General features: G+C 73.2%; 12 protein-coding genes. 3 read left to right on the forward strand and 9 right to left on the reverse strand.

The window, feature by feature from the left end; genetic code table 11:
- Nucleotides 1–510: 510 nt before the first annotated feature.
- Together ACYQ77_RS42815 and ACYQ77_RS42820 are read left to right on the forward strand one after the other, a co-directional pair.
- Nucleotides 511–783: an STAS domain-containing protein gene (locus tag ACYQ77_RS42815; protein WP_459723076.1), complete on the forward strand. Its 273-nt coding sequence runs from the start codon at nucleotides 511–513 to the stop codon at nucleotides 781–783.
- Nucleotides 780–1,739, forward strand: a complete 960-nt coding sequence (locus tag ACYQ77_RS42820) for an anti-sigma factor RsbA family regulatory protein (RefSeq protein ID WP_459723078.1) — start codon at nucleotides 780–782, stop codon at nucleotides 1,737–1,739. Before ACYQ77_RS42815 ends, ACYQ77_RS42820 begins: the two co-directional genes overlap by 4 nt.
- A 169-nt stretch (nucleotides 1,740–1,908) precedes the next feature.
- Here ACYQ77_RS42820 and ACYQ77_RS42825 read toward each other — a convergent pair whose 3' ends face one another.
- Nucleotides 1,909–2,343: a hypothetical protein gene (locus ACYQ77_RS42825; protein ID WP_459723080.1), complete on the reverse strand. Its 435-nt coding sequence runs from the start codon at nucleotides 2,341–2,343 to the stop codon at nucleotides 1,909–1,911.
- Between the two features lie 267 nt (nucleotides 2,344–2,610).
- On the opposite strand from ACYQ77_RS42825, the gene ACYQ77_RS42830 reads away from it, so the two are divergent.
- On the forward strand, nucleotides 2,611–5,538 hold the full coding sequence (locus ACYQ77_RS42830; RefSeq protein WP_459723081.1) for an nSTAND1 domain-containing NTPase: 2,928 nt from the start codon (nucleotides 2,611–2,613) through the stop codon (nucleotides 5,536–5,538).
- A gap of 27 nt (nucleotides 5,539–5,565) precedes the next feature.
- Here ACYQ77_RS42830 and ACYQ77_RS42835 read toward each other — a convergent pair whose 3' ends face one another.
- The 8 genes from ACYQ77_RS42835 to ACYQ77_RS42870 form a co-directional block, all read right to left on the reverse strand.
- Entirely contained in the window at nucleotides 5,566–6,876 is a 1,311-nt protein-coding gene (locus ACYQ77_RS42835; RefSeq protein WP_459723084.1) for a cation:proton antiporter, read from the reverse strand.
- Entirely contained in the window at nucleotides 6,873–9,095 is a 2,223-nt protein-coding gene (locus ACYQ77_RS42840) for an AMP-binding enzyme (RefSeq protein WP_459723086.1), read from the reverse strand. The genes ACYQ77_RS42835 and ACYQ77_RS42840 overlap by 4 nt, the downstream gene beginning before the upstream one ends.
- On the reverse strand, nucleotides 9,095–10,162 hold the full coding sequence (locus ACYQ77_RS42845; protein WP_459723087.1) for a TauD/TfdA family dioxygenase: 1,068 nt from the start codon (nucleotides 10,160–10,162) through the stop codon (nucleotides 9,095–9,097). The genes ACYQ77_RS42840 and ACYQ77_RS42845 overlap by 1 nt, the downstream gene beginning before the upstream one ends.
- A gap of 44 nt (nucleotides 10,163–10,206) precedes the next feature.
- Nucleotides 10,207–17,703 (reverse strand): amino acid adenylation domain-containing protein, encoded by a 7,497-nt coding sequence (locus ACYQ77_RS42850; RefSeq protein ID WP_459723090.1) that lies wholly within the window; start codon nucleotides 17,701–17,703, stop codon nucleotides 10,207–10,209.
- Nucleotides 17,700–17,981, reverse strand: a complete 282-nt coding sequence (locus tag ACYQ77_RS42855) for an acyl carrier protein (protein ID WP_459723092.1) — start codon at nucleotides 17,979–17,981, stop codon at nucleotides 17,700–17,702. The genes ACYQ77_RS42850 and ACYQ77_RS42855 overlap by 4 nt, the downstream gene beginning before the upstream one ends.
- Nucleotides 17,982–18,100: 119 nt before the next feature.
- Nucleotides 18,101–19,897, reverse strand: coding sequence for a gamma-glutamyltransferase family protein (locus tag ACYQ77_RS42860; RefSeq protein ID WP_459723093.1), 1,797 nt, complete (start codon nucleotides 19,895–19,897; stop codon nucleotides 18,101–18,103).
- 37 nt (nucleotides 19,898–19,934) lie between these two features.
- Complete coding sequence (locus ACYQ77_RS42865) at nucleotides 19,935–20,792, reverse strand: PhzF family phenazine biosynthesis protein (RefSeq protein ID WP_459723095.1); 858 nt, start codon at nucleotides 20,790–20,792, stop codon at nucleotides 19,935–19,937.
- Nucleotides 20,789–21,670 (reverse strand): LLM class flavin-dependent oxidoreductase, encoded by an 882-nt coding sequence (locus tag ACYQ77_RS42870; protein ID WP_459723098.1) that lies wholly within the window; start codon nucleotides 21,668–21,670, stop codon nucleotides 20,789–20,791. Before ACYQ77_RS42870 ends, ACYQ77_RS42865 begins: the two co-directional genes overlap by 4 nt.
- Between the last annotated feature and the right edge of the window lie 12 nt (nucleotides 21,671–21,682).

Consider the following 21,682-nt stretch of genomic DNA (forward strand, 5'->3'; position numbering starts at 1 on the left):
TTTGTTCACCCTTCAGTCCTCCGTTTGAGCAGACTTGCGTTCTCGGCCAATGTCTTTGACCGCCTCAGGGCCGGAGTGTAAACGATAAACGGGTTCCTGGCCGCATTGACTCCTGAATGGACTCGAGGTCGAGCGGGGTGCGTGCGAGCGGCGGACTCAGGACAGGGCCGGGTCGCAAGTCTCTTACAGGAGAGGCAGAGCGCCGATCGAGTCCCTTCTCCGTTGATTCGGATCGCTTCGCGGATTGTGCGAGTGTCATCGACATGGCGGCCCGCACGACATCGCCACTGCGACGGCACGCACTTCGCCGTGGGCTGCCCGAGACCGTTAACATCCGGTTTCGGCTACCACGGAACGGGGTAGGTGTGAGGCAGGCGAGAGCAGGAGACCGCGGTGATGGTGAAACGGGGGAGCACCCAGCAACGCATCGCTGGTGAGTCTGCTGAACCCAGGCGCCCCGTCGAGGAAGGGCTGCGGGTGACGCGCCTGCCCGGTGACGAAGGACTGGCGGTGGCGGGCGAGGTCGACCCGGCAACCCATCGCGACTGGCAGAACGCCCTGACGTCACTGCTGGTCAGCGGTGTGCCTGCGCGGCTGGACCTGTCCCGTCTGTCGTTCGTCGACGCGCACGGCGCCGCGGTACTGATGTCCGTCGCGCGGAAGGTGGCGCCCGGCAGAACGCTGACGCTGTACCAGCCACCGCCGTGCCTGCTGCGGCTGCTGGACTTGTTCTGGCCGGAAGACCAGGTTGAGATCGTGATCGTGGATGAGGAGGCGGGATGAGCACAGCCTCCCCCGCGCTCAGAACCGGCACCTCCGGGGACGAGTCGTTCGTGCATCCGGCGTTGTTCTACCGCGGTGACGCGGAGTACCTCGCCGGGACGGTCCCGTTCGTGCGGGACGGCCTCGAGGCGGATGAGCCGGTGGCGGTGGCCGTCCCGGGTCGCAACCTCGAGTTGCTGCGCGCCGAGTTCGGCGCGGACGCCGAACGGGTCCTGCTGCTGGACATGACCGAGGCGGGCCGCAACCCCGGCCGGATCATCCCCGGGGTGCTGCGTGCCTTCGCCGACCGGCACCGGGACCGCCCGGTGCGCATCATCGGTGAGCCGATCTGGCCCAGCCGGTCGGAGCTGGAGTACCCGGCGTGCGCCCAGCACGAGGCGCTGATCAACATGGCGTTCACGGGCAGGGACGTGACGATCCTCTGCCCGTACGACGAGGAAGGGCTCACGCCGCGGGTACTGGCGGACGCCGAAGCGACCCACCCGGTCCTCCTCGACCGCGACGGTCAACGCGACAGCGAGGCCTACGCGCCGGACCGGATCGTCGCCGCCTACAACCAGCCGCTGCCGGAACCGGCGTCGGTCATCGAGGCGGCCGAGTTCGCCACCCCGGGCGACATCACGCGCCTCCGCCGGGCGGTCCGCGACCACGCCGACAACGCCGGCCTGGCAGCGGACCGCGTCGTGGACATGGAACTGGTGGTCACCGAGCTGCTCAGCAACAGCGTCGACCACGGCGGCGGCTCCGGCACGATGCGCCTCTGGACCGACGGCGACCACCTCGTCTGCGAGGTCCGCGACAGCGGCGTGCTCACCGATCCCCTCGCAGGCCGCCGCCCCACCGAACCCGGCCAGCTCCGCGGCCGCGGCCTCCTGCTCGTCAACCACCTCGCCGACCTCGTCCGGATCCACACCGGCAGCGACGGCACGGCCATCCGAGTGCACTTCCACGCCTGAACGGCCCGCACACCCGGTCAGAGCACTCGGCCCCGACTGGGCTCCGATGGGACTGTCCACATCCGAACAACCACGGCCCGCAGCCGGCGCGGACAGGTGCGCTGACTCGAGTCAGGCGGGAGTGGTGGTCCTGAACACCTCTGGCCCAGGACCACCGTGTCCCCCCGGCTCAGCCGTCGACGCTGGTGTGCGTCGCCGACCGACAGTCTGATGGGGTGGGGTCGTCGGCGCCGTCGACCAGGCACACCTTCAGGCCGATCGCCTCACCGGCCACGACGTTCCCGAAGGGGTCCCACACCACCGGGGCACCGGCCAGGCCGTTGCCGTTGTACTTGCTCCCCAGGTAGTAGCCGTCGATCCACGCGTAGGCCTTGACCCCGTGGCCATCGCTGCAGTAGTCGTGCACCACGGCGTAGTCGTCGTTGGAGCCGCCGCCCGGCTGGCCCTCGCCGTAGTCGACGAAGTCCACGGTCCCGCAACCGTTGCCGGTGCGCACGGTGAACCCGTCGTCGTACGCGGCGGCTGCCTGGTTGGCCGTCAGGACCATCGACCCCAGCACGAGCGCCGGGGCGAGCATCGCGGCTTTCTTGAACAGTGTGATCATTTCGTCTCCGTTCGGTTGGCTGGTCAATTCATAGCGACGATGTGTTGTCCGGTGCCGGGGCGCGCGCGCCGGACAACAACCTCCGGACAACCTCGGTCGGTGACGCGGTGTGCCGGCCCGCGGGATTGGCTGGTCCGATCGGGTTGTCCGCTGTCATTGCGGCACGCGTGGCAGGTGCTGCCCGGAGAATGGGGGGCCGGAATTCGGATCCTGGGGGTGTACGGATTGGCGCGTCCCGAACGTGTGCTGGAGCCTGACGGAAGTGCGTTGACCGAGTTCGCCGTCGAGCTGCGGCGGTTGCGCACGGCGGCGGGGCGTCCGCCGTACCGGGAACTGGCGCGACGTGCGCATTACTCGTCCACCACGTTGGCGGAAGCCGCTGCCGGCAGGCGACTGCCCAGTCTCGCGGTCACCGTGGCGTACGTGGCGGCGTGCGGCGGGGACGTGGGGGAGTGGGAACGTCGTTGGCGTGAGCTGGCGGCGTCGGAGCCTCCTGACGTTCACGGGCACGTGAATCAGGACGGCGAGCGCCCGCCATACCAAGGCCTCGCCTCCTACCAGACAGGGGACGAGGAGTGGTTCTTCGGTCGGGAGCGGTCGATCGCTGAGCTGGCGGACAGGGTCCGTGCGGTGCGGTTCGTGGCGCTGTTCGGCCCCTCCGGCGCGGGGAAGTCGTCGTTGTTGCGGGCCGGGTTGGTGCCGCGGTTGACGAACGGGAGCGCGGCCCGCGTGGCGGTGTTCACGCCTGGCCGCAGTCCGGTGGAGGAGTGTGCTGTCCAGCTCGCCTCGCTGGTGGGTGGCACAGCGGGCACGGTGCTCGCGGAGCTGCGTGCGGACGCCCACAACCTGCACCGGCTGATCCGCCAGGCGTTTGCCTGCGAGCCGCCGGACGCGGAGGTCGTGCTGGTGGTCGACCAGTTCGAGGAAGCCTTCACCCTGTGCGAGGACCCCGCGGAGCGTGCGTGGTTGATCAGCGCGCTGACCGCGGCGGCCGATGCGCCGAACAGCCGGTGCAGGGTCGTCCTGGGAGTGCGCGCGGACTTCTACACCCACTGCCTGTCCGCCGCCGAGATCACGGCCAAGCTGGCCGACGGGCACGTCTCCCTGGGCCCCTTGAGCGCCGACGAGTTGCGCAGGGCCATCGTCCTGCCTGCACGGCGTGTGGGTTGTGTGGTCGAGAGTTCGTTGCTCACCACCCTCGTCGCGCAGGCGCACGGGCGGGCGGGGACGCTGCCGCTGCTGTCGCACGCCTTGCTGGAGACGTGGCGTCGCCGCCGGGGCAATACGCTCACCCTCGCCGGATTCGACCGCGTGGGGCTCGACGGCGCGCTCGCCATGTCGGCCGAAGCGGTCTACACCGACCTCGACGAACCCGGGCGGCAGGCGGCGAAGAACCTGTTCCTGAGGTTGGTCGCGCTGGGCGAGGGGACCGAGGACACCAAACGGCGGGTCAGCCGGGACGAACTCGGCGGCGGCAACGGCGAGACCGGCGACGTCATCGACGTGGTCATCGAAAGGTTCACCGCCGCCCGGCTCGTCGTGGTCTCCGACCACGGCGTGGAAGTCACCCACGAGGTGCTCATCCGTGCGTGGCCCCGGTTGCGAACCTGGCTCGAGGAGGATCGTCAGGCGCTACGTGTACATCGGCAGCTCACAGCGGCGACGCGGGTCTGGCAGGAACACGACCGCGACCCCGGCACTCTCCTGCGTGGGACCCGGCTGGCGGTGGTGGAAGAGTGGACCGGACGTCATCAGTTCATGAATCAGGCCGAACACGCCTTCCTCGACGCCAGTGTCGCTGCCCGGGACCACGAACAGCGGTCGGCCATGCGGCGAACACGCGTGACGCGCGCACTCGTCGCCATGCTCGCGGTCCTCGCGGTGGTCGCGACATCGGCGGCGCTGTACGCCACCCACGCACAGCGGATCGCCACCCATGAGCGCAACACGGTGACCGCGCTGAAGGTTGCGCGCGACGCCGCGGATCTCATCAGCACGAACCCGAGGCTCGCCGCCCAGCTCAGCCTGGCCGCCTACCGCCTGGCGCCATCGCGGACCACTCGCGACAGCCTCGTCGCGGCAGAGGCGGCGGCGAACGTCCGCCCCTTGAACCCAGGCGGTGCGTTCGTGTCGGTGACGCCCGACGGGCGGGTTTACGCCGCCGCGGACCGAGGCCGGGACGTCACGGTCCTGTCGACGATCTCCGATGCGGCGACGGCAGAGGTCAGCACCCTGACCGGCGGCTACATCTCGGCACGTTTCAGCCCCGACAGCCGGATCGCCGCGACGATGGACGACCACGCGGTCGCACGGCTGTGGAACGTGGCGGACCCCGCCCGGCCGCGGCTGCTTGCGACCCTGCCCAGAAAATCCGCCGACTTCTGGTTCAGCCCGGACAACTCGTACCTGGCCACCGCGGACGCGGTCGAAGGCGCGGTCGACGCACTTCCGGACATCGGATCGACGTGGAAGCACTCGACCGGCCAACTCTGGGACATCACAGCCATCGACCGGCCACGGTGGGTCGCCACGATCTTGTCCGGGCGGCTCGAAGCGGCGACGTTCAGCGATGACGAGAAACGAATCGCCACGGTGAACGTGGCCGAGCCCGGAAGACCGGCCGGCAATGACCGTAGCGGTTCCCGGCAGATCATGTGGGTGTCGGACATCGGCACGTTGTCACGATTGAAACCCGTCGGCCGGGAGGAGATGGCCGCCGCCGAATGGCAGCGCAGTGTGACCTTCGCGTTGAACAGTCACACGCTGGTCACCGGCGGCGAAGCAGGCACGGTCTCCGTGTGGGATGCCGACGACGGCGAGCGCCTGCTGATCCACGGAAAGGCCAGGGGCAACCGCGCGGCGATACTCGACATGGCAGGTCATGGGACCCGGGTGGCCACCGCGGACATCGGTGGCGCCATCGCTGTCTGGGACGTCTCCGACGACGCTGATCCCAGGCAACTCGTCGAACTCACACAACACCACGAATCCAGTTTCGACGCGCTGACCTTCGGCACGGACGGCAGAACGTTGCAGGCAATCGAGTTCCCGGCCCAAGGCGGCGCGAACCTGCTCCGCTGGCACCTCGACGCCGACGACGCGGCCGCCACCGTATGCGAGCACATCCCGCCCATGACCGAATCCGACTGGCACGAACACCTCGTCAACGTGCCGTATCAGCCCGTTTGCGAATAGCGCGAGCCGCGGTCGGAGCGCCGGGGGTCAGCGGGTCGTGTTCAGGTGCAGCCGGGCGGAGCGGGATGTTTCGGCCTCCGTCTCGGTGACCCTGGCCATCGCCCAGCGGAGCACCGGTGGGGCCATCAGCGAGGTGACGATCGCGATGAGCACGACCACCGTGTAGATCTCCGGGCTGAGGAGGCCGAGGCGCAGGCCCACCATGGCGATGACGATCTCCACCACGCCTCTGGCGTTCATCCCGGCGCCCAGTGCCAGGCCTTCCCAGTGGCTGAGCCTGCTCAGCCGGGCGCCGAGGTACGCGCCCGCGAACTTCCCGACGACGGCCGCGATCAGGACGACGGCGCCGGTGGCCAGCACCGGCCAGTGGGCCAGTGACGTCAGGTCCATGCGCAGGCCGGCCAGTGCGAAGAACACCGGTGACAGCACGGCGAGCACGGTGGTGCGCAACGGCACCAGCAGTTCCATCCGCACGAGGCGGCCGTGGCTCAGCACCAGCCCGACGACGAACGCGCCGAACACCGCTTCCAGGCCGAGTGCCTGCGTGCCGGTCGCGCCGAGGAGCACCAGCACGCACACCACGCCGGTGGTCGGGCCCCCTCCGGTGGTGCGGCGCAGCACCGATCGCGCCAGCGGGCGCAGCAGCAGCGCTCCCGCCACGGCGGCGAGCAGCCCGGCGGCGGTCGTGAGCAGCGTGTGCGCGTGCAGCCCCGCGGTCGCGATGCCGGACACCACGGCCAGCAGGACCCAGCCTGCCGTGTCGTTCAGCATGACCGCGCACATCGTCAGCTGGCCGATGTCGCGGTGCAGCAGATCCATGTCCAGCAAGGTCCGCGCGATGACGGGGATCGCGCTGATGCCGAGCACGATCCCGATGAACAGGGCGAAGGTGGCCCGGTCCGCGCCGTCGGGCACCAGCGCGGCCGGGATGCACAGCGCGACCGGGATCCCGATGGCGAACGGCAGCACGAAACCGGCGGCACTCACCTTGGACACGGTCGCCGAGCGGCCCCGCGCGAGACCCAGGTCGACGTGCATTCCCGTGATTCCCACGAGCAGCAGCACGCCGACCTGACCGACCGCCTCCAGCAGGTGCTGCTGCTGCGGCTGCCCGAAGGCCAGCGCCTCGCCGAGACCGGGCCAGAGCGCGCCCAGCACCGACGGCCCCAGCAGCACACCGGCGCTCAGCTCCCCGGCGAGCGCGGGGAGCCTGCACCGGACTGCCAGGCGTCCCAGCACGACGGCCAGCAGGAGCAACAGGCTGATCTGCCACAGGAACCGCAGCATGGTGCCGGACGGGATCGGCGCGATCACCGTCACCTCCGCCACCAGGGTCATGTCACCGCCCAGCCCTGGCCGGCGAGCGTGGCGGTACGGGTGTGGTCGACGAGCCCCTCGTGCGTCCTGGGCAGCGCCGTCACCACGCGGAACTGAGCCGGGATCAGGTAACCCGGCACCCTGTCCCGCAGGAACGACACGATGTCGACGCGAGTGGGCCGCTGATCGCGCTCGACCACGAGGAACGCGACCAGTTCCGGGCCGCTGCCCGCGCCGGGCGACCACACGAGCGACTGAGCGATGGCGGGATGGCGGTCCAGCGCCGCTTCGGCGAGTTCCGGATCGACCCGGAACCCGTGCACGAACACGGGGTGGTCGCGGCCCTGGCCGAGTGCCGCGCCCGTCTCGTCGAGCACCGCCGTCTCACCGGTGTCGTGCTCGCGGCCCGCGACCCGGACGAGGAACCTGCCTGCCACCCCCGGAGGCAGCGTCACGCCGCCGTCCCCCGCGACGCGCCAGCCGACGCCGTCGACCGGGCGCCCGACCGGGACGATGTCGCGCTCCAGTTCCGCCGCGCCGACCCGGTGCGCGGCCAGCGCACCGGCGATCCCGGCCGCGGTGTACAGGGTCCGCACCTCCGCGGCGGGCCCGGCGAGGTCGCGCATCGCCTCGGCCGTCCGCGCGTGCAGCAGCTGCCCGGAGGCGACCAGCAACCGCAGCCTGCCAGTGGTGAGCTGCCCGCGCAGGTCGGCGTCTTCCAATGCGGCGGTGTGCACCGCACGCCACTGGTCGGGCAGCAGGTCGACGACCGTCGCGCGGGAGCCGGCGATGCGCCGCGCGAGCGCGGTCCGGTCGGCCCGCACCGACGCCGCCTCGACCAGGCACGCGCCGACCAGCCATGCCGCGGTGACGTCACGGACCCAGCCCGCGCTGCCCCGCGGCCACGCCGTCAGGAGCACGTCGTCGGGCCGCAGGCCCAGCGCCCGCACCGTGCGGGCGGCGCCGTCGGCGAGTTCCGCCGGATCGGTGTCGCTGCCCAGCGTGGCGAGGAGACCGGCCGGAGTGGTGTCCAGTTCCGCGAACAACACCGGGCCGTCGTCGCGGTCGAGCGCCACGCGGTCGGCGTCGGCCGCCCAGACGGCGACCACCCGGCCGAGGTCCGGGCGCTCCCGCCGCCGGGCAGGGCCGGCGTCGTCGGTGGCGGTGTCCGGCTCGCCCGCGAGGAACTCGGCGAACCGCTGCGCGACGACCGCTGCGTGGCTCACCGCGATCCGGTCCTGGTCGTGCCACACGACCAGGGTGCCGTCCGCGTCCCTGGCGAGTGCCAGGTCGAACCGTTCGCCGCAGCGGTCGGCACCGAGGTAGGCGAACGGGAAGTGCGCGTCGCGGTAGGCCGACGCGTCGTGGTGGTGCAGGTGGGCGTCGGCCTCGGCGAGGCCCGCGCGCACCTGGTCGACGAGGTCGGAACCGTCGAGGTCGAGCGGGACCGGCATCAGCCGGGCGAACGGTCCGACGACGGTCGTCAGCTGGTCGTCGTCGCGGCCGTCGCGCAGGACACCGACCACCGCCACCCGGTGGCCCGCGAGTTCGGCGCAGAACTGGCCCCACGCCGCGATCAGCACGGCGTCGGACTCGGGGGTCGCGGTGGTCAGCGGTACCGGGACGCGGCCGGGGGTGCCGCCGTGCCGGCGGACGTGGTGGGTCAGGGGAGCCTCGGCCTGGAGCCGCTCCTGCAGGTGCAGTTCGTCCAGGCGGGCGTGCCACTCCTTGGCTTCGGTCGTGTCGGCCTGCTGCGCCTGCCAGGCACCGTAGGACAGGTACCGCACGTCGGTCACGGAATCGGCCGCGCCGCGGGCGACGGCGGCGATCAGCTCGAGCGATCTCCGGTCCACGGCGACGGTGAGGCCGGTGACGGCGAGCGCCGCCGAGCCGTGCCCGGTCGCGAGCACCGCGCCGATCACGCGGCCGCTCGCCGGGTCCAGTTCCAGGGTCCGGGCACGGGCCGCGGCCGCCGCGCCGGGGTCGGCGACACCGCGCAGCTCGACGACCTCGACCGCGGGCGCCTGCGCGGCGGGCAGCGGTCGCTGCATCCCGCTGGGCCATCCCGGCACGGCAACGAACGCCGTCCGCAGGATCTCGGTGCGGCGCACCAGATCGCGCAGTGCCGCGGTCACCTCCCCGGCGGTGACGCCGGCCGGCATCGGGAAGACCGCGTCGGTGCGCCTGCCCGGCACGTGGAGCCGCTGCTGCTCGGACAGGGCGTACAGGTCGTCGGTCATCACACGGTCTCCGTCTCCATCTCGACGCTGCTCGTGCGGCCGCCCACCTCGGCGATGCCGCCGCCGGTGTAGGTCGGCACGTACATCTCGGCGATCGCGAGCGCGATCAGCCGCTCCCCGCGGTACGGCGTCCTCGAGTGGGCGACGAGCATGTTGTCCAGCAGGATCACGTCGCCGCGTTCCCACAGGAAGCTGTTGCTGTTCTGCTCGTAGCAGTCGTAGACGTGGCGCAGCGTCTCCTGGTCGATCGGCGTCCCGTCGCCGAAGTAGGCGTGCCGCGGCAGGTCCTCCTCGGCGAAGGTGTCCAGCAGGACCTTCGTGACCTCCTCCTCCAGGCTGGACACGTGGTAGTGGTGCGCCTGGTTGAACCACACCTGCTCGCCGGTGTCCGGGTGGATCGCCACCGCGTGCCTGCGCGACTTCGTGCGCAACCGCTCGCCGCCGTCGAGCCACTCGAACTCGATGTTCTGCCGCCGGCAGTACGCGGCGACCTCGGCCTTGTCCTCGGTCTGGAACGTCGACTGCCAGGACAGACCGATGCCGTCGTGGTAGTTGCTCACGTAGAGCACGCCCTTGGCCTTGAACTCGGCGGCGACGTCGGGGTCCATCACCGCCAGCACCTTGCGGCAGTCGGCGATCGGCGTGCGGCCCTCCCACTCCGCGGGCTGGATGCAGGAGAACCAGAGCTTGCGCGGCCACTGGTGGGAGAAGGACGTGGTGTTGTGGAAGTGGATGTACTGGTCCTGCGGGTGGATGGTGGAGGTGTAGATGTGGTCGCCGAGCTCGGTGCGCGGCGACCGCCGCTCGGTGTAGGGGATGAGGTCGGGGGTGAAGGTGCGCGCGAACCGGCGCAACCCGTCGATGGTGTCGACGTGGAAGTCGCGGAACAGCACCGCTCCGTTCGCGGCGAGGTCGGCCAGCACGTCGTCGCGGTGAGCGGCCACCCAGTGCAGGAGGTCGACGTCGGCGCGGGCGGGCTGGACGAGCCGGATCGGCGTCGGCCCGTCGACGTAGCTCTTCCGGACGGCGCTGACGTCGACGCTGCGCGGCTGGACTTCGTTGAACATGCGTGCTCCTCCGTTGTGACGTTGTCTGTCGTCGCCGGGCCGGGTCAGCTCCTGGCGCCGGCGAAGGTCTCGTCCTCGACGATCGCGGGCGTGCCGCGGAAGCCGTGCTCGACGAGTGCTCGGTGGGTGCGGTGGACGTGCTCGGGATCGGGTTCGCCGATCACGGGCACCGGTGCGCCGTCGAAGGTCGGCAACACCCCCGCCGAGACGCAGCCCATCAGGTGCCGGCCCACGCGGTGTGCGCGCAGCGACCCGAGGACCGTGGCCAGCACGCCGTCCTGCGGCTGCCACCGCAGTTCCGTGAGGTCGGCGGGCCAGGTCAGCATGCCGCCCTCGGTGACGTGCAGGTCGCCGTTCCGGTGGCGGGCCAGGGCCCTGGCGACGTCGAACAGGTGCGGCGACGAGTCGTCCACGACGACGGTGCCGGGCCGCAGGCGGTCGACGTCCAGGACGCCGTGCACGCTGGCCGCGCCGATGACGAGCGTGGCGCGGTAGGCGGCATCGGCGACCGCCGACGGTGCGCTCTGCGCGCACTCCACCGGGCAGTCGCAGCCCGCCGCGGTGAGTTCCCCGGCCACGCGCTGCGCGCGGCCGAGGTTGCCGGGGCCGTCGACCAGGATCAGCCGCCGGGGTCTGCCGAGCACCCGGACCGCCTGCCGCACGGCCGCCCGGCCCACCGAGCCGAGCCCGACAACCGCCACGTCGTGGTCGGCGAAGCCGGTACCGGTCCTGGCGAGGGCCTCGGCCACGTTCAGCACGACCGCCGCCGCGGTCACGTCGTGCCCGGTGGTCACGCTGCCCGCCGGCACCAGGGGCCGCAGCAGCCGACCGTAGTCGAGGCTGGACGCGAGCATCCCGGTGAGCGCGGTGCACCGCGCGCCCATCTCGCCCGCGGCCTGGACGGCAGCCGCCACCGCGGCGGCCGTCCGGCCGGGGTCGGCGAACAGGTCGCTCGTCATCAGCGGCACCAGCAGGTGGCCGACCGGGCCGAACGGGGTCACGAAGACCCGGCGGAGCACCGGTTGTCCGGCCGCCACCGCGTCGAGCACCTCGGCGCGGGTGTGCCCGGTGCGGGCGAGGGCCTGCGCCGAGACGTAGCCGACCGCCGCCGCGGTCAGCCGTCGCCGGGGCAGCCGGTCGAGGAGCGCGAGCCCGGTCCCGGCGGTGACGACGTCGACGGCGTCCGCGCGGTCCGGTGCGGCGGTGCCTGCCCGCGGCGCGGTGCGGTCGGCGAGCAGGCCGACGAACGCGCCGAACCGCGGGTTCCGCAGCACGGTGGCGGCGTCGACCTCGGTGCCGAGCCGGGCGCTGACCCGGGCGGCGAACCGCACCGAGTCCAGCGACGTGCCGCCGTCGGCGTAGAAGTCGGAGTCCGGTCCGGGATCGGTGCCGAGGATGGCCGTCCACTCGGCACCCGCGGCGGCTGCCACCGCGGCGGCGCCGGGGCCGGTCAGTGCCGGGACGTCGGTCGCGGCGGGGGTGTCCGCGGGATCGGACAGCGCGGCGAGTGCTGCCCGGTCGACCTTGCCGTGCGGCGTCAACGGCAGCGCGCCGACCACCAGCAACTCGTCGGGCATCATCCAGCGCGGCAACCGCTGCGCCAGTTCCGCCCGTAGTCCCGCGTGGCCGGTGGCCGCGCTCGGCCCGGTGACGACGCACCGCAGCCGCTTGGCGCCTGCCCGGTCCACCATCACCGCCACCGCGTCCGTGACCCCGTCGCAGCCGCGCAGGTGGTGCTCGATCTCGCGGAGGTCGACCCGGCGGCCGTTCAGCTTCACCTCGTCGTCCATCCTGGCGAGCCACACCAGCTGACCGTCCTCGCGCAACAAGCCGAGATCGCCGGTGCGGTACGTCGCGTGCACCGATCCGTCCGATGTGGACTCGAACTCGAACCGGCCGCGTTCGTGCGCCGGGTCGAGGTAACCGAGCCCGACCGCGGCGCCGGAGACACGCAACTCGCCCGCCACACCCGGCGGCAGCAGCCGCCCGGCGGTGTCCACCACCGCCACCGCGCAGTTCGGGATCGGCGTGCCGATGGGGATCCGCGCGTCGGCAGGCGGCGCGGACAGCACCGCGTGCGTGACGTCGTCGGCGCACTCGGTCGCGCCGTAGGCGTTGACCAGGGGCACGTCGCTCACCCGGAACCACCGGGTCACCAACTCGGCGGTGAGCGCCTCCCCGCTGACCATCACGTGCGTCAAGCCCAGCGCCGCGGCCGGCCACCGCACGCGCCCGCACTCGACCGACTCCAGCAGGGCACCGAGGTGGCTGGGCACGGTCTCGAACACGGTGACCCCGTGCTCGACGAGGTGGTCGACCAGCCGTCCCGGGGCGAGCATGCGGGCTTCGTCGACGACGACCGACCGGGCGCCGACCAGCCAGGCGGCCATGCACTGCCACAGCGACTGGTCGAACGACGCGGGCGCGACCTGCGCGACGGCCGACGACGCGTCCAGGCCGAGCAGCTCCGCCTTGCCCCACAGGTGGTTGGCCATCGCGTCCGGGCCGATCCGCGCGCCCTTCGGCTCGCCGGTCGACCCGGAGGTGAACACCACGTAGGCGCACTCGGGCACGGGCCGGACCGCCGGCTCGCCGACGGCCGCGCCCGGGTCGGCGGCCGACACCGGGACGGTCCTGCTCCCGGCCTCGGCCAGCGCGGCACTCAACGCCGGGCCGACCTCGTCGTCGGTGACGACGACCCGGACCCCGGCCCGTCGCAGCAGGCCCGCGAGCCGCGCGGGCGGCTGTCCCGGGTCGAGCGGCAGATATGTCGCACCGGCCCGCCAGATCGCCAGCACGGAGATCCACAGCCGGGCCGACCGGGTCGCGAGCACCGCGACGACCCCGGGGCTGGGCAGGACGCGCCGGATCGCCTCGGCGCACGCGTGTGACGCCCTGGACACCTCGGCGTAGGACCAGGTCCGCTCGTCGTCGACGATCGCCGGGGCATCCGGCCGGACCCTGGCGTGGTCGTCGACGACAGCGGCCAGGTTGTCCAGTCGCGGCCGGTCACGGGTGGTGTCGGCACCGGACGCCAGCTGGACGAGCCGGGCGTCGCGTTCGGGCAGCGGCACGTCGGCGGGCCTGCCGTCCGGGTCCGCGGTCAGCCGCCGGACCAGGTGCGCGAAGTGCGCGAGCATCCGCTCGGCGTCGCTGTCGGCGACCGTGGGGAACCGGTTGTCCACCGACACCCGCAATCGCTTGCGCGCCGGGTCGAGCGAGCACTGCACGGTGACGTCGAAGTAGGTCTGGTCCAGCCCGACGAGCGTGCCCGTCCGCAGCGAGCGCTCCTCGTCGGCCACGGTGTCCGCGTAGCGGTGGAAGTTGGTGAAGTTGAAGACCGAGTCGCAGCCCTCGATGCCCGCGTCGCGCACGATCGTCGAGTAGGGCACGCGGCGGTGGCGCCAGGCCGCGCCCTCCCGGTCGCGCACGGCGCTGATCAGCTCGGACCAGCTCGGCGCGGCTTGCGAGTCGACGACGAGCGGCACCATGTTCAGGAACAGCCCGCACGCGTCGGCCGCACCGGGCAGCTCGGGGCGGCCGTTGACGGTGACGGCGGTGGCCGCCTGCCCGCCCCCGGCGAACGTGGTGACCAGGTGGACGTGCACGGCGAGCAGCACCGTCCGCAGCGGGACCGCGAGCCGCTCGGCGACCGCCAGCAGGTCGGCGACCTCCCGCTCGGTGAAGACGTGGTCGTGGCGGTGCCACTCGTCCGGGTGCGTGCCGCCGTCCTTGGCCACGGCCAGCTGCCAGCGCACGTCGCCTGCCTCGGCGATGCCGGCCCGCCAGAACTCCCGTGCCGCCGGGTCCGCGACCGCCTCCTGCTCCAGCCGGACGAACTCGGCGTAGCTGGGCGGTTTCCGCCGTTGCCGCCACCGGCGCGCGGTGGGCGGCACCGGCCGGTCACCGGCCGCGCAGTGCAGGCATTCGTAGGCGTCGAGCACGTCGCGCAGCAGCACGGCGACGCTCCACCCGTCGAGCACGGGTTCGACGACGGACAGCATGGCGCGGTCGTCCGCGAGCCGGTAGAGGGTGAAGGTGAACAGCGGGGCGGTGTCCCACCGGAACGGGGTGCGCCGGGCGAGCGCCGTCTCCGCCTCGATCACCGCGTCCTGGTCGGGCCCGGGCAGGTGCCGCAGGTCGCGTTCGGCGAGGGGGACCTCGACGGCCGTGCGCACCACCTGGACCGGACCTTCCGGGGCGCCGGCGTCGATCTCGGTGCGCAGCACCTCGTGGTGCTCGGCGACCTCGGCCAGGGCGGCGCGCAGGAGCCCGGCGTCGACGTGGCCGTGCAGCTCGACCGTGGTCACGTAGGTGACGTAGTCGTCGCTGACGTCGTGGTGGAACAGCAGCGCCTGCTGCAACGCCGACAGCGGGAACCGGGCCGGCCGCGACGGCGCGGGCGGATCCGCGTCGACCGGGGCGGCGCGGCAGGCGAGCCTCTCGGCGAGCCGGGCGATGGTGCGGGTCTCGAACACGTCGGCGGTCGTGATCTCGGCACCGGCCGCGCGCAGACCGGTGACGAGGTCCAGGACCGTGATGGAGTCCAGGCCGACGTGGAACAGGTCGGAGTCCGGGGCGACGGCGGCGGGCTCGACGCCCAGCAGGGTGGTGACGTGTTCGGCAAGGAGCCGCTGCGACCCGTCGGCCGGGACGTGCCCGGCACCGCGGTGCTCCGGCAGGACCTCGGCGGGGAGGGTGGCGAGCGCCGGGCGGTCGAGCTTGCCGCTGGGGGAGTACGGAAGGGCGGCCACGGTGAGGAACCGGGTCGGCAGCATGTGCTGCGGCAGGGTCCTGGACAGCTCCCGGCGCAGGCCGCGCGCGTCGGGGTGGGCGCCGGGGCTCAGCCGCAGGTACGCGACGAGCCGGTCGGTGGGAGCGGCGTCCGGGTCGTGGCGCACGGCGGCGGTGGCGACACCGGCGCACTGGGCGAGCGCGCTGTCGATCTCGGCCAGCTCCGTGCGCTGGCCGTTCACCTTCACCTGGCTGTCGGTGCGGCCGAGGAACTCCAGCACGCCACCGGGCCGCCAGCGCGCCAGGTCACCGGTCCGGTAGGCGCGGGTGCCACCCGGTCCGGCGATGAACCGGCCTGCGTCGAGCGTGCCGTCGCCGACGTAGCCGAGCGCTACGGCGTCGCCGGAGATGACGAGTTCGCCGCGCACGCCGACGGGCGCGCTGCGCCCGTACCGGTCCCGCACGTCGATGCGCACGTTGTCGGCGGGCCGTCCGATCGGCACGTGGGTGCGCCGGTCACGGGGGTCGTAGGTCCACCCGGTGACGTCGATCGCCGCCTCGGTCGGTCCGTAGAGGTTGTGCACGGCGACGCCGAGGTGTTCGTGCAGCCGCCGGGCCTGGCGCAGTGTCAGCCGTTCCCCGCTGGTGATCACCCGCCGGAGCTGGCCGCAGCGGCGCCGGTCGGCGACGGCGAGGAACGCGTCGAGCATCGCCGGTACGAAGTGGACGGTGTCGATGCCGTAGCGCTCGACCACGTCGACGAGGTACTCGGCGTCGCCGTGCCTGCCGTGTCCGGCCAGCACGCACACGGCACCGGCGAGCTGGGGCCAGAACAGCTCCCACACGCTCACGTCGAAGCTGATCGGGGTCTTGGCGAGTACCCGGGAGCACCGGTCGAGCGGGAACGCCCGCTGTGCCCACCGCAGGCGGTTGAGCAGCGCGGGCTGGGACACCACCACGCCCTTGGGGCGCCCGGTGGAACCCGAGGTGTACATGACGTAGGCGGCGTCGTGCGGGTCGGCGTGCCCGAGCGGTACCGGGCTGGCGGCGCGCAGCCGCCGCACCGACAACCGCACCGAGCCGAACTCCTCGCCGCCGTCGTCCTCGCCGCCGCCGTCGTTGCCGTCGTCGGGAGCGGCGACCAGGACCGTGGCGCGGCTGTCGGCGACCATGTGCGCGCGGCGCTCCGGTGGCAGGTCGGGGTCGAGCATCAGGAACGGCGCGCCGGCCAGCAGCGCGCCGTACACGCCGACGTGCAGCGCGCACGAACGCGGGGCGCGGACCGCGACCACCACGCCCGGCCCGGCCCCCTCGGCCAGGAGCCGGCCGGCCAGCGCTCGTGCCGAGCGGGCCAGGTCGGCGTAGGTCATGACGCGGGGCGCCGCACCGCGCGCGCCGTCCTCGATCACGCAGGGGCGCAGCGGGGTGTCCTCGGCCTGTCGCAGGAACTCGGCGGCGAGCGACGAGGGCACCGGGTGCGCGGCGCCGACGACCGGGGGTTCGGTGCCGGTGACGCAGTCCAGGGCGGGGTGCCCGGTGTCGCGTTCGGACAGTGCGGTCCACGCGCCGGTGAGGAGGTCGGCGTAGGCGGCCATCGACGCGTGGTCGTAGCGGTCGGCGCGGTACTCCAGCGCCATCGTCGCCCGGTCGCCGTCGCGTCCGATGTAGATGGACAGGTCGAACTTCGCGGAACCGTTGTGCACCAGGAAGGGCCGCCAGGACAGGCCTGCGCAGCGCACCGCCCGCTCGGGGACGAAGTGCAGCGGGAGGTCCGGTGGGTCGAGCTGGTTGACCGCCACGATGGACGTGCCGGTGCCGCCGAGGGTCAGCGGCAGGTCGCCGCACAACCGGATGGCACCCTCGTGCAGCTCGTCCTGCACGTGCTCGGCGAGGGCGGCGACCGTGGTGTCCGCGCCGACCCGCAGCAGCAGCGGCAGCGTGCGCACCCGGTAGCTGACGAACCGGTCCTCGTCGGGCCGCCGGATGCTGAACGGGACGCGGACGGCGAACTCCTCGGCGCCGCTCACCGCCCCGACGAGCACCGCGACCCCGCTCAGCGCCAGCGAGAACGGCGACACGCCGAGCAGGGCGGCGCGCTCGGCGAGCGCGGTCGCCGAGCCGGGCGCGAGCCGGCGGCGCAGCAGCGCCCCGCGGCCACCGCTGTCCGCGTCGCCGTCGGGCGGCAGCAGTTCCTGCGACTCGGCGAGCCGCTGCCGCCGCCGCCAGTGGCGGGTCGCGTCCTCGGGGTCGGTCAGGTCCGCGTGCGCCAGCGTCTCGGCGGGCTCGGCCCGCTGGTCCCCGGCCGGGTCGTCGCGGTACAGCTCGCGGATGCGGGCCAGCAGCAACCGCAGTGACAACCCGTCGCACACCAGGTGGTGGATGGTCAGCTGCAGGACCGGGGAGCCCGCCGGATCGCGCCACAGCACGAAGCGGTGCAGCCGGGCGCCGGGCAGGAAGGGCCTGCCCGCCTCCTCGATCAGCTCCTGGCGCTCCTCGACCGGTGTTTTCCCTTCCACCACGGGAAGATCGGCGACCCGGAGTTCGGCGGCGCCCGCGTCCGCGTACCGGCGCCACACCCCGTCATCGTTCCGGCGCACCACCGACCGCAGCGCGGGCTGCTCGCCGACCAGCCGGTGCAGCGACCGCGCGAGCCGGTCCTCGTCGAGGTCGCCGTCGATCTCGACGGCCGCGGTCACGTGGTAGGCGACGTCGAGCGGCCGGCGGGCCTGGTGCGCCCAGATCTCCCGCTCACCCGGCTCGAGCGCCACCCCGGCGCCGAGGTCCGCGGCTGCCCCGGCGTCGCTCATCGAGCGGTCTCCCGCGTGCCACCTGTCCACTGGTCCGCCACCAGCGCGGCGAAGTCGTCGGCGTTCTTCGCTCCCTGCAACGCCTGCCAGGCGAGCCGGACACCGAACTCGGCCCGCACCGCGCTGAGCATCCGCAGCCCGGACAGGGAGGTCCCGCCGCCGACGGAGAACGGGCCGTGCACCGACCCCTCGTCGCCGCCGGTCGCGACGACCCACAACGTCCGCACCCTGGCGCGGACCTCGGTGGCATCGGCGAAGGTCGTGGTCGTGTTCGCCACAGTGTCGTCCTTTCCGTTCGAGCGGGAGGTGGTCCCATTCCCTGGATATCGGATGGATTTCCCGCCGCGGGCGAGGTTTGTCGTTGACCCCAGCCCTTCGGGGCCCGGTCGGTGACGGCTCACCGCACCACGCCGTAGGCCTGCTCGCCGCGCTGGGACGCGGCCGCGAGCACCCCGCCGCGCGGGTCCGGCCCGGTGGCGCACACCTTGCCCAGCGTCGCGGCCGGTGCCGTGCGGATCCGGTGGCCGCGACGGGTCAGCTCGGCGGTGGTCGCGGCGTCGAAGCCGTCCTCGGCCACCAGCACCAGCGGCTCGGCCCGGCGCGGGGTGAACGAGCTGGGCACGTGCTCGGTGTGGAAGGTGCGGGCCTCGACCGCCTCCTGCACCGGCATCCCGAAGTCGACGTGGTTGACGAAGAAGTTGAGCGTCCACTGGTCCTGCTGGTCGCCGCCGGGGGTGCCGAAGGCGAGGTACGGCGTGCCGTCGTCCCGGCGGACCACGGTCGGGCTGAGCGTGGTCCTCGGCCGTTTGCCCGGCGCGAGGCTGTTGTTGTGGCCCTCGGCCAGCCAGGCCATCTGACCCCTGGTGCCGAGCGGAAAGCCCAGCCCGGGAACCACGGGCGAGCTCTTCAACCACCCGCCGCTCGGGGTGGCGACCACCATGTTGCCCTCGGCGTCGGTCGCGCTCACGCACGTCGTGTCGCCCGCGGCGGCGGTCAGCTGGACCACCGTGGGGATACCGCTGTCCAGCTGCGCGAGCCAGTCCGGCCCGTCGGGCACCGCGGCTCCGTCCGGCACGGGCGGCACCCAGGGGGCGCGGCCCGCGGGGGAGCCGGGGCACAGCGTGTCGCGGGCCCGGTCGCCGATCAGCGCCCTGCGGTGGTCGCTGTAGCCGGGCGACAGCAGCTCGTCGATCGGCACGTCGGCGTGGTCCGGATCCCCGTACCACGCCTCACGGTCGGCGAAGGCCAGCTTGGCCGACTCGACGACCGTGTGCAGGTGGTCGGCGCTGCCGAACCCCATGGCGCCGAGGTCGAAGCCGGACAGCAGTGCCAGCTGCTGCAGGAAGACCGGCCCTTGCGACCAGGGACCCGCTTTGCTCACCACGAGGTCGCGGTAGGGCAGGCTCACCGGCTCCTCGACGCCGGACCGCCAGCCGGCCAGGTCCGCGCCGCGCAGCAGCCCGCCGTTGCGCCTGCCGGTGGCGTCGGCCATCTCCGCGGTACTGAGGAACTCGTCGACGGCCTCCGCCACGAACCCTTCGTAGAAGGCGCGCCGGGCGGCCTCGATCCGCGCCTCCCGGCCGCCACGCGCGGCGCGTGCCTCCGCCACGATCCGGCCGAAGGTCTCGGCCAGCACCTGGTTGCGCACGATGGTCCCGGGCGCCGGGGCGCCACCGCCGACGAGGTAGGTCTTGCCGGACTCGGCCCACTCGTCGCGGAACAGCGGGGTCAGCACGTCGATCATCAGCGATGCCTTGGGCAGCACCGGGAAACCCGCCGACGCGTAGCCGATGGCGGGCGCCAGCACGTCGGCCACCTCGAGCCTGCCGTGGTCCCGCAGCAGGCGCATCCAGGCGCCGAACGCCCCCGGCACGCACGCGGCGAGCAGACCCGATCCGGGCACGTGGTCAAGCCCGCGGTCCCGGAACGCCGCGATCGTCGCCGCGGCGGGCATCGGGCCCTGCCCGCAGATCACGCTGACCCGCTCGGTCCTGGCGTCGTGGACCAGGATGGGCGCGTCGCCCGCCGGGCCGTTGAGGTGCGGTTCGACCACCTGGATCACGAACGCCGCGGCGGTGGCCGCGTCGAAGGCGTTGCCGCCGCGCTCGAACATGGCCATCCCGGCGGCCGACGCCAGCCAGTGGGTGGACGCGACGGCGCAGTGCGTGCCGTGCAGTTGCGGTCGGCTCGTCATGACGTGTTCCCCTCGGTGGTGGTCGGGTGGCCGGTGCTCACGCGGGTACGGCGATGCGGCCGTCGGCGACGGCGGTCACCGACCCGGTGACCGCCGCCCGCGCGACCCGGCCGTCGGTGATCTCCGCGGTGCACCGCAGGACGGCGGGCCTGCCGATCTCGTCGCCCTGGCGGATGTGGTACCCGTGCAGCCCGTCCGGTTCGGGGAACAGCCCGGCCTCCGCCAGCCAGATCCCGAGTGCGAGCGCCACCGGGGCGCACGCGGGGTCCTCCGGGATGTCGAACCCCGGCGCGAACAGCCGGGCGCGCGCGCAGCGGCTGTCGGGGCGCCAGCTGAACAGGAACAGGGCCGCCACGCCGAGTTCGCCCAGCCGCCGGTGGTCCGGGCGGGCGACGGCCAGCGCCCGTTCGTGGACGGGCAGGAACGGGAACCTGGCGGAGAACCCGGCTGCCATCGGGCTGTACAGGTCGGTCTCGGCCGCGGTGAGGCCGACCGCGCCGAGCAGCGGCTCCGGGTCGACGGCCGTGCCGGGCAGCGCACCGGACCCGGTCAAGGTGGCCCGGCCGGGTTCGGCGATCAGGTGCTGGCGCCCGGTTCCGCACTCCTGCACGACCGGCCCGCCGGGGATCACGCCCAGCCGCACCAGCGTCGCCGCGGTACCGACCGCGGAGTGCCCGCCGTGCGGGGATTCGTTGCTGGGCGTGAAAACCCGGACCCGGTAGGTGGCCTCCGGCGAGGACGGCGTCAGCACGAACGCGGTCTCGGTGGCGTTCAGCTCGGCGGCGATCGCCCGCATCGCGGCGGTGTCGAGCCGGTCCGCGTCCGGGACGACGCCGAGGGAGCTGCCGGTGAACGGCCGGTCGGTGAACATGTCGACCAGCAGGTAGTCGATCATCGTGCGGTCCTTTCGGTCAGCACCTCCGCCGCCACCCCGGCCAGGACGTCGAGGCGCGCCCGGTACGGGAAGTCCGGTCGGGGCCAGTGCGTGACGACGTCGGTGACGCCGATGCCCGCGAACAGTCCGCAGGCGTCGCGGTAGGACTCCACCGACGTCAGGACGCCGTCGATCATGGCTCCGGTGACCACCAGCCTGCGCACCGTCGCCGGGTCCCGTCCTGCCGTCTCGCAGGCCCGGTCCAACGCGGCGGCCTGCGCGCGGAGCCCGGCGACCGCCCGGTCGTACCGGACGGGGCTCGGCCAGCCCGGCTGCCCCGCGGTGACCCAGATGTCGGCGTGCGCCGCGGCGAGCCCGATCCCGCGCGGCCCGGTGGCGGCGACCGCGAGCGGCACCCTGGGCCGCTGCACGCAACCGGGACGGACGTGCACACCGGCGGCCGTGTAGTACCGGCCGCTGTGGTCGGTCTCGGGTTGCCGCAGCAGCCTGTCGGTCAGCGCGACGAACTCGGCGAACCGGTCCGCCCGCTGCGCGCCGGTGAGCGGGCCCGCGCCGAGCGCGGTGTCGTCGTAGCCGCCCGCACCGGCGCCGATGCCGCAGATCGCCCGGCCCCCGGCGATGTGGTCGAGGGTCATCACGTCCTTGGCAAGGGTGACCGGGTGGCGGAAGGCCGGGCTCGCGACCATCGTGCCGAGCGCGATCCGCTCCGTGGCCGCGGCGGCCGCGCTGAGCGTCGGCACGGCGGCGAACCACGGTTTGTCGCGGAACCACCGCCACATCAGGTGGTCGTAGGTCCACGCGTGGTCGAACCCGAGGCGCTCGGCGGCGAGCCAGTCCGGCCGGGCCTGTGGCCACGGCCGGTCCGGCAGGATGATCACTCCGTGCCGCGT

It is taken from the genome of Actinophytocola sp. KF-1, assembly GCF_054661535.1.

Coding starts and splice junctions, on each gene's coding strand:
- ACYQ77_RS42820 (WP_459723078.1), top strand. CDS start 780: ATGAGCACAGCCTCCCCCGCGCTCAGAACCGGCACCTCCGGGGACGAG.
- ACYQ77_RS42825 (WP_459723080.1), bottom strand. CDS start 2,343: ATGATCACACTGTTCAAGAAAGCCGCGATGCTCGCCCCGGCGCTCGTG.
- ACYQ77_RS42835 (WP_459723084.1), bottom strand. CDS start 6,876: ATGACCCTGGTGGCGGAGGTGACGGTGATCGCGCCGATCCCGTCCGGC.
- ACYQ77_RS42840 (WP_459723086.1), bottom strand. CDS start 9,095: ATGACCGACGACCTGTACGCCCTGTCCGAGCAGCAGCGGCTCCACGTG.
- ACYQ77_RS42845 (WP_459723087.1), bottom strand. CDS start 10,162: ATGTTCAACGAAGTCCAGCCGCGCAGCGTCGACGTCAGCGCCGTCCGG.
- ACYQ77_RS42850 (WP_459723090.1), bottom strand. CDS start 17,703: ATGAGCGACGCCGGGGCAGCCGCGGACCTCGGCGCCGGGGTGGCGCTC.
- ACYQ77_RS42860 (WP_459723093.1), bottom strand. CDS start 19,897: ATGACGAGCCGACCGCAACTGCACGGCACGCACTGCGCCGTCGCGTCC.
- ACYQ77_RS42865 (WP_459723095.1), bottom strand. CDS start 20,792: ATGATCGACTACCTGCTGGTCGACATGTTCACCGACCGGCCGTTCACC.